The 13931-nt window shown below is 28.0% G+C and carries 12 protein-coding genes; 5 read left to right on the forward strand and 7 right to left on the reverse strand.

The window, feature by feature from the left end; translation table 11 throughout:
- The first annotated feature begins 25 nt into the window (after window positions 1-25).
- Together B3W71_RS08560 and B3W71_RS08565 are read left to right on the forward strand one after the other, a co-directional pair.
- Window positions 26-382 carry a DUF1540 domain-containing protein gene (locus tag B3W71_RS08560; protein ID WP_346888519.1) on the forward strand — a complete coding sequence of 119 codons (357 nt, stop codon included), beginning with the start codon at window positions 26-28 and terminating at the stop codon, window positions 380-382.
- A gap of 368 nt (window positions 383-750) precedes the next feature.
- On the forward strand, window positions 751-1515 hold the full coding sequence (locus B3W71_RS08565) for an alpha/beta fold hydrolase (RefSeq protein WP_346888520.1): 765 nt from the start codon (window positions 751-753) through the stop codon (window positions 1513-1515).
- Window positions 1516-1640: 125 nt separating this feature from the next.
- Here the strand turns inward: B3W71_RS08565 and B3W71_RS08570 are convergent, their stop codons facing one another.
- Window positions 1641-1814 carry a hypothetical protein gene (locus B3W71_RS08570; RefSeq protein WP_346888521.1) on the reverse strand — a complete coding sequence of 58 codons (174 nt, stop codon included), beginning with the start codon at window positions 1812-1814 and terminating at the stop codon, window positions 1641-1643.
- Between the two features lie 188 nt (window positions 1815-2002).
- Here B3W71_RS08570 and B3W71_RS08575 point away from each other — a divergent pair, with 188 nt between their 5' ends.
- Window positions 2003-2722, forward strand: a complete 720-nt coding sequence (locus B3W71_RS08575) for a lysophospholipid acyltransferase family protein (RefSeq protein WP_346888522.1) — start codon at window positions 2003-2005, stop codon at window positions 2720-2722.
- A gap of 119 nt (window positions 2723-2841) precedes the next feature.
- Complete coding sequence (locus B3W71_RS08580; protein WP_346888523.1) at window positions 2842-3087, forward strand: TIGR03905 family TSCPD domain-containing protein; 246 nt, start codon at window positions 2842-2844, stop codon at window positions 3085-3087.
- A gap of 39 nt (window positions 3088-3126) precedes the next feature.
- On the opposite strand, the gene B3W71_RS08585 is transcribed toward B3W71_RS08580, so the two are convergent.
- Both B3W71_RS08585 and B3W71_RS08590 read right to left on the reverse strand, forming a co-directional pair.
- Entirely contained in the window at window positions 3127-4680 is a 1554-nt protein-coding gene (locus tag B3W71_RS08585) for a methyl-accepting chemotaxis protein (protein WP_346888524.1), read from the reverse strand.
- An 82-nt stretch (window positions 4681-4762) separates the two neighbouring features.
- The gene (locus B3W71_RS08590) at window positions 4763-5551 is read right to left on the reverse strand and encodes an SDR family oxidoreductase (protein WP_346888525.1); all 789 of its coding nucleotides are present in this window, start codon (window positions 5549-5551) and stop codon (window positions 4763-4765) included.
- 443 nt (window positions 5552-5994) lie between these two features.
- Here B3W71_RS08590 and B3W71_RS08595 point away from each other — a divergent pair, with 443 nt between their 5' ends.
- Window positions 5995-6630 carry a DNA-3-methyladenine glycosylase gene (locus B3W71_RS08595; RefSeq protein ID WP_346888526.1) on the forward strand — a complete coding sequence of 212 codons (636 nt, stop codon included), beginning with the start codon at window positions 5995-5997 and terminating at the stop codon, window positions 6628-6630.
- A gap of 50 nt (window positions 6631-6680) precedes the next feature.
- Here the strand turns inward: B3W71_RS08595 and gltX are convergent, their stop codons facing one another.
- The 4 genes from gltX to B3W71_RS08615 form a co-directional block, all read right to left on the reverse strand.
- A complete protein-coding gene (gene gltX, locus B3W71_RS08600) occupies window positions 6681-8336 on the reverse strand; it encodes a glutamate--tRNA ligase (protein WP_346888527.1) in 1656 nt (551 codons plus the stop codon).
- A gap of 413 nt (window positions 8337-8749) precedes the next feature.
- Complete coding sequence (locus tag B3W71_RS08605) at window positions 8750-8884, reverse strand: hypothetical protein (protein ID WP_346888528.1); 135 nt, start codon at window positions 8882-8884, stop codon at window positions 8750-8752.
- A 224-nt stretch (window positions 8885-9108) separates the two neighbouring features.
- Entirely contained in the window at window positions 9109-12801 is a 3693-nt protein-coding gene (pglX, locus tag B3W71_RS08610; RefSeq protein WP_346888529.1) for a BREX-1 system adenine-specific DNA-methyltransferase PglX, read from the reverse strand.
- A 203-nt stretch (window positions 12802-13004) separates the two neighbouring features.
- Window positions 13005-13187: a hypothetical protein gene (locus tag B3W71_RS08615; RefSeq protein WP_414632007.1), complete on the reverse strand. Its 183-nt coding sequence runs from the start codon at window positions 13185-13187 to the stop codon at window positions 13005-13007.
- Window positions 13188-13931: the final 744 nt, after the last annotated feature.

Consider the following 13931-nt stretch of genomic DNA (forward strand, 5'->3'; position numbering starts at 1 on the left):
GTAGTTATTAATCATTATGTGGTGGATGAATGGTTACGTTAAAATTGATTTTGGAGGAGATAAAATGGTTTTACTTCAATGTTCAGTTCATAACTGTGTAAATAATAATTCTAATTACTGTAACTTAAGTGAAATAACCATTAGTGGTTCTAATACTTATCAGCCAGATGGTACAAATTGCGAAAACTTTATAAACAAAGCAAACGCTTTAACTAACTCTATAAGTATAAATAGACCTTATTCCAATATAAATTGTAGAGCTAAACATTGTGTTTATAATAAGAATTTTAAATGCACCGCAAACTCTATTGATGTTTCTGGCTATACATCATCTACTAATGAAGAAACTCAATGTGCTACTTTTCAATATAACCCTAGCTAAATATTTACCTTAAAATAAGTATAAGTAATAATANNTATTATTACTTATACTTATTTTTATGCAATGTGAAAAATATTTATAATTATTCATTTTGTTAAAGATTGTTAGCAAAATAACTTATACAACAAAATGTGAAATTTGTCTCTATTTTTTATGAAGTTATGTAACTATAAATATATATTATAAAACTTTTTCAAGTATAATATCTAATTTTAATATATTCATTCAATAATAATGGTGGCCATCTTTCAAAATTATAATGTTTTATGTATAATGTAATTTATAAACAAAATAGAAAACTATAACTTTTTAATAAATAATATATAACTTATTATAATCTATGGATATTTAGAGAAGGAGGCATAACAATGTGGATTAATAATTTAATTAATATAGAAAGAGCAACTATAGAGGATATATCTACTCTTATAATATATCCTAAGAACTTTACCAATAAACTTCCTATAGTGTTCTTTTACCACGGCTGGAGTTCTAACAAAGATGTACACAAAAATCTTGGGAGCTTCTTAGCTTGTAATGGATATATGGTAGTTATACCTGATTCAATAAATCATGGCGATCGTGGAACCTTAGATTATTGGCACGTTGATAGTGGGCTAACTAAATTTTGGCCAACTATCTTACATTCTGTTAAGGAATTTAATTCTATTCTATATTATATTAAATCTCACTATAATATAGATGAACATCGGATTGGAGTATGTGGTCATTCCATGGGTGGAATGATTACTTCTGGTATTATGGCCCATAATAAGTGTATTAGAGCTGGTGTAATTATGAATAGCTCTGGAGCATGGGTTGAAGCAACCATGGAGATAATAGGAGATCAGCATAAAGAAAATAAAAATTTTATAGATAAAATTTTAAATGAACTGTCTTCTTTTAGTCCTATAAATAATATTAATAAATTTACTAATACACCTCTTCTCTTACTTCATGGAGATAAGGATGTTTTAGTACCAATAAAAAGTGAAATTACTTTCTTTAATGCAATAAAAGAACATTATGATAATAAGGATTTAATAGATATGAAAACCTATGATAGACTAAATCACTATATAACAGAAGCTATGGTTTCTGAAACTCTTCAATGGTTTGACACATACTTATAACCCAATAGATTCAACTTAATATTTAAATGTATATAGAATAATAAAATGGGTNNACCCATTTTATTATTCTATATATCTAACTATATTTATCCCATTTAACTTCATTTTGTATAAACTTATCCTGATTATTTTTTATTTTTTATTTTCATCACAGCTTTAGTAACCTTATATCCAATTCCAATGGCTCCAATAACTGCACCTACAACTAATACTGAAGACATTTTCTCATTGTGCTTTTCCAACTGTTTTAATTCAAGATTTTTGAATTTATTCTTTATGTCTATATCCTTTAAAGTCATAGATATCACCCTTTCTATATTATCTTATAATGGATTATACCACTTATTATATGAAAATTGTTAAAACTTTTATTTAATAATTTTCTAATATTTTATAATTTCCTTAGGATATAATTTTTATTCTTTATTAAATTGACACTCTGTACTATAATTATAATAGTATAAATTACTATAATGGAGGATTTATTATGTTAAGAACGATTATATGGTTTGGTCATTTTGCTCTAAGTCTGTTGACCAAAACAGGACCTATGTATAAAGTTAAGTCCTTAGATAAACAAGGTAAAATAGAAGAAAAAGAGGCCTATATACATAAAGTAACTTCAAAGTGGGCTATGTCTCAGCTCAAATACAGCGGAGCAAAAGTGTCTGTTCATGGAAAAGAAAATATTCCAAAGGATATCCCTGTAGTATTTATTAGTAATCACCAAGGCAATTTTGATATTCCACTATTAATGAGTTATATTGACAAACCTAAAGGATTTATTGCTAAAGTAGAGACTTTAAAAATACCTATAGTTAGAACATGGATGCAATATATTCACTGTGTATTTATGGATAGAAGCAACCTTAGGAAGTCTGCATCTGCTATAATTGAAGGTGTAAAGATAATTAAAGATGGACATTCACTAGTTATATTTCCAGAGGGTACTAGAAGTAAAGGAGGCCCTCTAGGTGAATTTAAGGCTGGTAGCTTTAAGCTAGCAACTAAGTCTAATGCTCCTATTGTGCCCATAACTATAAATGGTTCCTACAAACTTATGGAGGCCAATAACAATAAAATTAAAGCTGCCAATGTAGATTTATTTATTCATCCTCCAATTGAAACTAAAAATTTATCTAAGGAAGAACAAGAAAAGCTTCCTAATATGGTTAAAGAAATAATAGCTAGTAAAATTTCTAATTAGCTTCTAATTATCACAACATTATCTATTTAATTATAAAATAATTGTTATTTAATGTTGAAGTATTAACCAAATTAAAGTATTATCTAATAGTATGTTAGTTTGCATGGGAGGCGTAATAAATGAAATATATTACTTCAGGAGTTTGTTCAAAGGAAATTAACTTTGACGTAGTTGATAATAAATTAAGAAATGTAAGCTTTGTAAGAGGTTGTGCTGGTAATCTATTAGGAATTGGCAGTCTAGTAGAAAATATGGATATAGATGAAGCTATATCTAGGCTTAAAGGAATTCATTGTGGTGTAAAGGATACTTCATGTCCTGATCAATTAGCAAGAGCCTTAGAACTATATAAATCTGAAAATTAAAGTCAAGCTATCTTAGTAATCTAAGATAGCCTTTACATTTTAATTATTTTCTAGCACTAAATCTCCCATTACAATCCCAACTACTTGTCCAGCATGGTTTTTAATAGGTACTGAAAGTGCTATACAATATCCATCAGTATCAGAAGATATATAGGGCTCTGATTTATAAGCTGAACCTTTAATGGCTGCCTTAAAATATGGCCTATGGGAGTAATTACAATATAACTCAGCCCTACTTCCCTCTAAAGTTATCCCCTTGGTATCTCCATTTACATCCATAACTGAAAGCAAATAAAAGAATGGATATTTTCTTATAAATTCCTTTAAGACTTTATTACACTTAATCTCCTCTAAAGAAATTATTGATTTTTCTCTTGAAATACTACTTAAAATATTCTTGGCATTATTTATATATATTTCAGTATCTTCATCTAAAGTATAATTCTGTGCAAATGACGATATTACTAGTTTCATATCCTTATTCATACTTACAACTTCTTTAATATTATCTGATACACTCTTTACTACCTCAAGTTGAGTCTTAGAACGTTCCGCTGTATCTTGAACATGAATAGTAGTCTTAGATACAAAGTTAGAGATACTATTTATAGATAGCTCTATATTTTTTAAATTTATATTCTGCTCATCAATAGCTTTATTTATTTCTTGTATAGATTCTAAGGTATTCATACTCTCTTTAGATATAGACTGAAAATTTTTACTATTTTCTTTGGAGTATGAAATGGATTCTTTTATAACTGATAAATCTTCCTCCATAATAGTTCCAAACTCATAAATATCATTTTGTACCTTATCTGTAATTTTCTGAATCTCATTAGCTTGTACAGATGACATTTCTGCTAATTTTCTTATTTCCTCTGCTACTACAGAAAAACCCCTTCCTGCTTCTCCTGCTCTTGCAGCTTCTATAGATGCATTTAAAGATAATAGGTTAGTAGTAGCGCTTATTTCTTTCACTGTATCAGATATAGCTTGAATCTTCTGAGCCCCTGCACCTAAGTCTTTTAACCTTATGGATAGCTCACTTTCTAAAATTAATGATTTTTCCATTTTACTAATAAGTTTATCAAACTCATTCTTACTTTCATTTACAGATTCTAGCATTGATATAGCTATTTTTTCTACATTATGAGAATTTTTAACCATACTTCCATGATTTAAAACAATATTTTCCATATCTCTTCTAACTGATACAACTTTATCAACCTGACTATTCATATCCTCAGATATTGTGGTTATGGACTCTACGTTTTCAATCACATTTAATTCCATGTTTTTTATATTTTTATCTAAGGTAGCACAATTTATAAGTATTCGATCACCAATCTCTGTAGATTTTCCTATAAGTCTTCTAACCTTTACCATGAAAGAGTTTGTATAAATTATTAAGTCTTTTACGATTTTAACTTTATCATCTTTTAGTTTCTTTGTTAAATCTCCTCGAGCAATTCTTTCCATCTCATTAGATAATCTTCTTATTGAACTTTTAATTCTTCTATTAAGTGTAAAAATAATAATTAAAATTATAAGAAAAATACATACCATTCCCCAAATTATACCTTGTGTTTTCAAATTCTTACCCCTTTCTTTATAAAATTTATACCATATAATATATAATTATACATTAATATGAAGCAATTTCATACAATAAATATTACTTCTTAAGCGAAATAGCTGATTTTTGAATATATCCCACAACTATTCCTAATAATTTTCTGGGAAGGATTTTAGATATTCCTATAGCTATTTTATTCTTAACTCCAGGTATAATTATTCTCTTTCCATTAATAAGCTGCTTATACCCTATTTCAGCCACTAACTTAGGTGACATGGCTCCTTGCAATTCTCCTTTACCAGCTCTACTATGGAAGTTAGTTTTCGTATTTCCCGGACAAAGCCCACTTACTTGAATATTATAGGGTTTTAGTTCAATTGATAAAGCCTCTGTTAAAGACAATACATAGGCTTTTGATGCATAGTATACTGCAGTATAAGGACCTGGTTGATAAGCACCAGTAGAAGCTATATTAAGAATCTTTCCCTCACCTCTTTCAATCATATCCTTGGAAATTAAATGAGTAAGCTCTGTTAAAGAAATCATATTTGTTTTCATAACTAAACTATGATTTTTCATACTAATTTCATGAAATAAACCACAATCCCCTATGCCAGCATTATTTATAAGTATATCTACTTTTATATTTAAATTCATAAGCTCATTAAAGATTTCTTCTCCACTGTGAGATTTTGATAAATCTTTTTGAATTATAATAACATCTATGCCATAAATCTTTGATAAATCTTCTTTAATTCTATCTAAAGCTTTAATGCTTCTAGCAACTAAAATTAGATTATAGTTATTTTTAGCAAATATTTTGCTAAACTCATATCCAATACCTGATGAAGCTCCAGTAATTAGCGCCCATTTTCTTTTAATTTTCATTTAAAATTCCTCCTGATAAAGCTGTAACCATATTAATATAATCATAATTTTATTTTTTTCAATATATAGATTCCAATAAATAAAATTCATTAATACTACCTAGCGTAATCTAGAATTCTAAACAAATTTAATGTATAAACTCTATTAAAACTTATATATATCATTAGTTCAAATTTTAATTCAATTTAGCTAAAATTACTAGATAAATTAACTTAATAACTCTAAAATTATTTATATAAAGTAAATAATATATATACTATTGATTTAAACTATAACATAAAGTGAAGCTCACTTTCAGATAAGATTTGATTTTCTAATGAAGTTTAGTTAAACTTATCTGTAGTCACATACTGTTAGATTCCACCTTCATAAATATGGAGTTTACAGTACTTAGGAATTAAATTTATTATTTCAACTATAAAACGTAGATATGGAGGATACTTATGAAATTAAACGCTCTTCCTCTTAGTTTTTTTCAGCGCGATGCAAGAGAAGTTGCTGAAGACCTATTAGGCAAAATAATAGTAAGAAGCTATGAAGGATTTAAACTTACAGGAATAATTGTAGAAACTGAAGCTTATGTTGGTAAAATAGATAAAGCTTCTCATGCCTATAACTATAAAAGAACACCTAGAACTGAGCCCTTATTTGCAAGTGCCGGTATAGCTTATGTATACAAAATATATGGTATGTATAACTGTATGAATATAGTAACTGGTGCTGAAGGTGATCCTCAAGGGGTCTTAATCCGTGCTATTGAACCAATAGAAGGTGTTGAAATTATGAGTGAGAATAGATTTAAAAAACCTTTCTCCCAGCTTAATTCAAAAGAAATATTAAATCTTACTTCTGGACCAGGAAAACTATGTATAGCCTTTAATATAGATAAATCTTTAAATGCTCATTCTATATTCAGTGAAGAATTGACCTTATATGAAGATAATTTTAAAGACTTTAATATTATATATTCTAGAAGAATAGGTATTGATTACGCAGAAGAAGCAAAAGATTTTCTTTGGAGATATTATATTGATGGTAATAAATATGTTTCAATTATAGATAAAAAATCATCCCTGTAAAATTACAGAGATGATTTTTTTTATTTAGGTACCTTTAATTGCACTATTAATTATAATTGTATAAACTTATCAAATCTATTTCTAACTCTTTCTTCACCCATTATTTGCATAATAGTATAAAGATCAGGTGTATTATTTCTATGAGCTAAGGCTGTTCTTACGCAACCTGCTACATCTGAAACCATACCTTTGTATTCTTCTGGATTTTTCTTAAAAGCTTTTCTATCTGTAGCATATCCTAATTCCACAGCTACTACTTTTAACTCTTCAAACCAAGTATCTTTATCTGTATTGAAGTTGTAAGCTTTACTATAAGCTTCTATTACTCTTTTAGCTTCTACTAAATCAATATTTTTAGGGAATTCTATTTCTTCTAAAGTATCATTGAATAATTCATCAAAAAAGAAAAATATTTTTTCCTTAACATCACTCCACTTAGCAAAATCCTTTCTAGGTTTTGGACCTTCTTTATCAATTTCAAATATTTCCTTACACATTGCTTCATTTTTAGTTACTAAATCATACATTTCTTTATCGTAATCTTTAGCCCAATTTATATAATACTCATATACTAAATCAGCCTTTAATTTGCAAATAACATTTTTACTTACATCATTTAATTTTACAATATCAAATAAAGCACCACTTTTACTCATCTTATCTAGATATACTCTGAACTCATGATAATCAGACGATGGATTTTCTTCTCTCCACTGTTCAAAAGTAGAATTTATTATATTAAGTAAGTACTCGATAACAGATATCATAGGATATCCTTCTTCATCATAATAGCTTACCGCACTTTCTGGATCTTTTCTCTTTGATAATTTTCTCTTTGAATCTCCATCTAACTTCATTATTGTAGGTGTATGTGCATATTCAGGTCTATCAAATCCAAGAATATCAAAAAGTTGAATATGAATTGGAAGAGATGATAACCATTCCTCTCCTCTAATTACTGTGGTAGTTCCCATTAAACTATCATCAATAGCATGCGCAAAATGATAAGTTGGAAGTCCATCTGATTTAACTATAACTATATCTTGATTATTTTCTGGGAAGGAAATATCACCCTTAACTAAATCATGAAATTCCACTCTATTTTCTGGACTACCTGGTGATTTTAATCTTATAATGTATTTTTCACCTTTATTTATTCTTTCTAAAGCTTCATCTGGAGATAAACTTCTACAGCTTGCATACTCTCCATAATATCCTGGAGTTAATTTTTCATTAGTTTGTTTTTCTCTAAGCTGTTCTAAATCCTCTGCTGTACAAAAACATGGATAAGCAAGACCTTTTTTAATTAAATCTTTAGCAAAGTTTTTATATATTTCTTCTCTTTCACTTTGTCTATATGGACCATAATCACCTTTAAAGGAATTATCTCCTGTCATACCTTCTGTGAAATCTAATCCAAACTTATGCATAGTATTTATAGTATCTTCAATAGCTCCAGCTACTTCTCTCTTTTGGTCTGTATCTTCTATTCTTAAATAAAAGACTCCTTCACTTTGAGTAGCTATTCTTTCATCTATTAATGCAGAAAATACTCCTCCTATATGTTGAAACCCTGTTGGGCTTGGAGCATATCTAGTAACCATTGCACCTTCTTTAAGGTTTCTCTTTGGATACTTTGAAATATAATATTGTGGCTCCTTATCAATATTAGGGAAAATTGTATTTGCTAATATTTCATAGTTCATGTTACTCACCTTACCTTATATATTTATTAAATATCCCATACTTTAACTTAATCTATATATTATAACTTAGACTCATGTACAGTATGAGACATGTAGTAATTTTATTTTAATTTTAACTTACACAAATTCTATTAAATGTGAATTAGTTCAGTGTATTACCATAAATTAAAAAGGATGTATAAATATTTTACTAAACTTAACACAATTTTGATTATAACTTTAAGAATTAACATTGTAAATATAATATTAATTATTTTATATGTAATACTCAAATATCCTCTTTTAAATTAACTTTTATAATTTGGAATTTACATAGTTATAGGTTGTTAAAAAGTTAATGTTGCTTTCCTCCTCTATAATGCAGATAGAAGAAAAAACACTATACACTCCATTTTATCTAATGGCTTTCTTATTCAAAGTTTTATATAATTATTTTCTATGAATCCACTATCATGATTATCTATCACTTTCCAAACATTTCCTGGGAAAATATTACTCGAAGTCGTTGTTTCCTCAATATATTTTAAGTGCTCTTTACCTCTATTCATACAGCCTACTAAAAATAAGCCAGATGCATTTTCCTTCAATATCTGTTTAAAGAAATTGCACTTATTTAATATTCTTATTATAATAAAATGATCAGAGTAAATATTTCCAATAAAATAATATTCTTAGTCTGAATTTTAAAATAAATATATCCTAGAGTTGCTTATTGATTATTATTTATATTTTCCACCCATAATTATCCCTCCAAGATTTAAATGTAAATTATTTAGATTTTATATAAAAGATTCCTCTTAGATTCCTTGCCATTTCTTTTAATTATCTTAATACCTTGAAATCTATCATAATTTTTCCTGATTCCCTCATTTAGACTAATATCTATTTTTTCATTAGCTACATATCCAACTATTTCATCATATTCAATAAGCTCTTCTATTTGCCTTTTTAACTTATCACTTCTTTTTCTGGCAGTGGCCCTTTCCTTTGCACTATATTCCTGTGAATTACTTACTAATTCTAGTCTACTTAGCTCATCTTCATATTTTCTCTGCATGGTATGAACATATTCTGTCCTTAATCTAGCCACCGTAGCACTATCATATCTATGGACATATATTAAAGCCTTAAATCCTTCATTCTTACCTGAATCGAATAACCAATAGATAGGTTTCTTAGCATACATCTTTATATGATCTTTGTAGAATTCTTTAAAGAGATATCTTCTTATACTTTGCTTTGAAGTTTCGCCATCTTTTCTTCCTAAAGTATCAGCTATAAAATTAAGATTTTCTTCTAGTGTATCTTCTCCATAGACTACAGTCACAAACTGAACAAATTTAGTCATTATATCTTCTGAAAAATATTCTTCTTCTGTTATAAGTATTATATTATCACTCTTAGGCATAAAATTTGAATCTATCCATTGATCAACAATTACTTTTTCCATATTATCTTTTTCAACTTTTTTAACTTTATTATTTTTAAAATCCCACTTATCTTCAAAGCATCCTCCACCATATATTAATCCCTCAACGTCTAGTGAATACCTACCCATAATACATCCTACCGCAAAGGATATGAGAGATTTTACTTCTCTTTCTACATCAGCTCTTCTTAATGTGATATCCTTGTAAGACAGTTCTGGACTCAATTCCTCATTTAATCCATAAACATCTATAAAAATTTTATTTAGCTTTTCTTCGTTACTTTTAAGTTTCTCTATAATTTTAATATTATCTTTTTCTAAAAGGTTAAACGTAGACTCTATTGTTACATCCTTAAAATTATTTTTCCTTGCCCCTCTCAACAATGGGTGAACCTTAAAGTTCCATGATATCTCAAAGTTATTCCACTCTTCTTCACTAATGTCTATATTTTCTTCTACAATGTTATCCACTACAGATCTAATTTCTTTTTTAAATATATCTTCATGTACCGGAATATTCTTTAGGTCACCTACTTGTATATTATAAGTAGGATTCATTATATCTAGAAACATATTTGCAACCTTACTACATAATAATGCCAATATTACTTTTTCTATAGATTTATCATTAAAAAATATAGAAGAGCCAGCAACATCAAATATAAATCCCTTTGGAGAATATCTCACTCCCATATCTTCAGAAATAAAAGTATAAGTAAGGCCGCTTCTAAAATAAAATTCCTCATTCTTTATAGTTCTACTATATGATTTATATAGTTTTGCTGCATAATCCTTTACCTCAGCACCATTATTTTCCCAATTAATTATAAATCTATTGTTTCCAAACCATTTTCTAAACTCTCCACCCTTATTATATGGGAACCACTTTTTTTTACTTGCTAAAGCTTCCTCACTATCTGCAGCTGTAAAATTGATTTCATTTATATTAACCTCATACCATTCTCTTAAAAACCGTTTATTATCAGATGTAGCCATTCCTTGTCTAGGCTTCGCAATATCTTCGAATCTACCTAGGGTATAAAATAAATTTAATATATTGTCATTTATCCAATAAGCAATAGGTTTTGTTGGAATTGTCATAAGTTTTTTTAGCCATATATCATAAGTTCTGTGTTTATCAATGCCATTACAAACTGACTTTATTTTCATTTCTTTTTCTATAGCAGTTGTATCCTTGGTTACATCTATAATTCTAGTTCTATATTTAGGAATTTCACTATTTTGATTTATAAAAGCAACATTTTGTACTATGGTTCCAACATTATCTTCAAATACCCTAGCTCCTAAATGAATCATACTTATAAAAGTACTTTCTTCTAAAATTTTTGTTCTAAGCTCTAGAAAACTACTTAAAAACATCCATGAATGTTGATTTACCATAGCATAAATTCCATCTTTTTTTAGATAATTCTTACATACCTCCATATACACAGAGAATAGATCATGCTTAGACAAAGGATATTTATTAGCTAAATATTTAGCAATGGTATCATTAGCACCTCTAAGCCCCATATAAGGTGGATTAGTAATACAAACTTCATATTTATTACTCATTATTTTTCCCTGATTTATAAGCTTAGGTAATTTATTTAAAATTACCTGTCTATAATCACTAAATACTAAATTATTTTCTTCATTTATTTCTTTCAATCTTTCTTCTAAAACTTGAAAGTTAACTTCCTCAACTCTTAATATTGATCCATACTCTCTACCATCTCTAAAAGTATTTACTAGATAAGATAAATCTCCCCTTAATTCTTCATTTCCCTTTGCGAAGTACTCTATAATTTCATAGGTAATACCATTACTTTCTTCTATGGCTTCTATATTAAGCTTCAAAGGTCTCTTTTCAACCTCTCTAAAAAATCTTCTATTATAAGATCTAGCCTTCATGACAAGGGCAAAAGTACCAATTTGAGTTGCTCTTGAATCGATGTCTAATCCAAAAATATTATTTTCTAATATTTTTCTTGGAATCTCCCTTTCTGGATATGCCGCAGATTTATAAATTTTATGAAGCACATCAAAAGTATATAGTAATATGTGACCTGATCCCATACATGGGTCAAGAATTTTTATATCTTCAGGATATAAATTTTTTCTATTTAATCTAATGCTATCTAAAAGCTCATTTATTTCTGATTCTTGAATACTTTCTGGCAAATAGTATTCCAATTCTTTCTTTAAATTTTCATCTTCATGTCCTTGAATCCACATAGTTCCTAGAGAGTTCTCTACTAGGTATTTCACTATCCACTTAGGAGTGAATAGCTGAGTAGCTGCCGGAATATTTTCTTTAGTAATTTTTATATTTTTCTTTAAATCATTAAAAACCCTATCCTTTTTTTCAGATATATAGTACTGGTACATCCATCCTATAATCTCTACTTCTTGTTTCCAATCTCTTTCATCTATGTCATTGCACATTCTTCTCAATATAGATCCTTCTTCCAAAAGATTATCTGGAAACAACAATTCTGTATAGTCTTCTATTTTTTCAAATAGACTAGGAATAATATTCCCTAATTCATTACATTGTCTTATTATAATATATTTATATAATCTTTCTCTATCAGCATTTCTACCGCTATCTAATAAATTATAGACTAAGTCAGAATCTAGTTTTAGCTCTCTTATAACTTCACCAACTCTAGATATAATATCAGGCTCTCTCTTACCTGGTATCTCTGAAGACATAATTCTTATTCCAATAGGAAGATAATCATTCACTTCCATATACCTTAAAGCTATAAATCTATTAAACCAAGTATATGCCACATCTTCTACAACTTCATCTAAAGATTTACTTTCTATTTCCTTTATTAGCGCTTTTCTATGGGTAGGTAAAATATTGAATACTTCTTCTCCTCCAACTACTTTAAATCCACCTTCAACTTCTTCTATATCTTTAATCCTATTGTCTTCAATACCAATTTTATATGCTCTATCTTTTACTCTTTCAATCAGATTATTTCTTGACCATATTGCAAAAGCCTTAACCTTATTCTTATCCATAATTTAATTGCTCCTTATACACTATGTAAAAATTTAATAGCTTTATTATACCATAGGTAAAATTCTTTATTAAAAATTTATGTAATTTAATTACTTATAAACTATACTATTTTATTTTTACATTTAAAAATATTGTAATAAAAATTTAAAGCTTTCATTCAAAATTAATTGAACGAAAGCTTTTATAAATAAAATATTTGATTTTAATAACCATTCTTCTTTGCTACAATACCACTATCATTCGTACCTGGCTCTTCTATAGTTGTATTGAAGCTGCTTTGAGCATATTGTCCTTGAGATTTACTACCGTTACGAAGATAGTTTTCTTTTGTATATTTTCTTTTATCATCTTCGCGTTGTTTAACCTCATATTGCTGCTCTCTTATTAGTTTATGATCCATATTTATCCCTCCTTTAACACATCTATTCATATTTATTATGTGTTAAAGTTTCTTTAGTATACTGTAAAAACAAACTACTCTTTACTTTAAATTCAACTATAAATTTAGTATATAGTATAATTTTCCTTAATCTATTAATTTTCTTGAAATACTAATACTCCTTGGAATATTAGGCAAATTATCTGCATCAAACAACTCTGCCCATACAATCCAACTCCATCAACTTCTATTTCATAAGCATCATATTCTACTTTGAATCCTACCATAAGAAAGTTAAGAAAAGGTCATGACTGATTTCTAAAATAATTTATATTCTTAACTTTTATGCAACTTATTCCATTACCTCTCTCTGCACATTGTCTAAAGTTTCACTCGGTTCCAAAAATCCTGTTAAAACACTATAAAAACTATGTTTTGATTGAGCACTACTAACAATAGGTAACTTTACTTCCTTAACTATAGCAACTATTATAGCCGGACTTATTCTAGGATACCTAATAAATCCACATTGAGGACATATCTTACCATACTCATTACTTTTTCCTTCTTATATCACATATAATATCTATACTTACTTTAATATATTTTATTTAAAAACTATACTGTTCTATAGTTTTTAAATAAAAAGCTCGCAATACTTTTATTCGTATTACGAGCTTTGGTGCGCCATCAGGGGTTCGAACCCTGGACCCCCTGATTAAGAGTCAGGTGCTCTACCAACTGAGCTAA

Source organism: Clostridium sp. UBA1056, from assembly GCA_002316385.1.
In the GTDB taxonomy this organism is placed as follows: domain Bacteria; phylum Bacillota; class Clostridia; order Clostridiales; family Clostridiaceae; genus Clostridium_J.

What these genes read in the sequence shown, in the direction of transcription:
- gltX (WP_346888527.1), bottom strand. Translation starts at nt 8,336, where the DNA reads ATGAACTATGAAATATTAGCAAATACAATTTTCCCTAATATTGATAAG.
- B3W71_RS08580 (WP_346888523.1), top strand. Translation starts at nt 2,842, where the DNA reads ATGAAATATATTACTTCAGGAGTTTGTTCAAAGGAAATTAACTTTGAC.
- B3W71_RS08565 (WP_346888520.1), top strand. Translation starts at nt 751, where the DNA reads ATGTGGATTAATAATTTAATTAATATAGAAAGAGCAACTATAGAGGAT.
- B3W71_RS08590 (WP_346888525.1), bottom strand. Translation starts at nt 5,551, where the DNA reads ATGAAAATTAAAAGAAAATGGGCGCTAATTACTGGAGCTTCATCAGGT.
- B3W71_RS08595 (WP_346888526.1), top strand. Translation starts at nt 5,995, where the DNA reads ATGAAATTAAACGCTCTTCCTCTTAGTTTTTTTCAGCGCGATGCAAGA.
- B3W71_RS08560 (WP_346888519.1), top strand. Translation starts at nt 26, where the DNA reads ATGAATGGTTACGTTAAAATTGATTTTGGAGGAGATAAAATGGTTTTA.
- pglX (WP_346888529.1), bottom strand. Translation starts at nt 12,801, where the DNA reads ATGGATAAGAATAAGGTTAAGGCTTTTGCAATATGGTCAAGAAATAAT.
- B3W71_RS08575 (WP_346888522.1), top strand. Translation starts at nt 2,003, where the DNA reads ATGTTAAGAACGATTATATGGTTTGGTCATTTTGCTCTAAGTCTGTTG.
- B3W71_RS08570 (WP_346888521.1), bottom strand. Translation starts at nt 1,814, where the DNA reads ATGACTTTAAAGGATATAGACATAAAGAATAAATTCAAAAATCTTGAA.
- B3W71_RS08605 (WP_346888528.1), bottom strand. Translation starts at nt 8,884, where the DNA reads ATGAATAGAGGTAAAGAGCACTTAAAATATATTGAGGAAACAACGACT.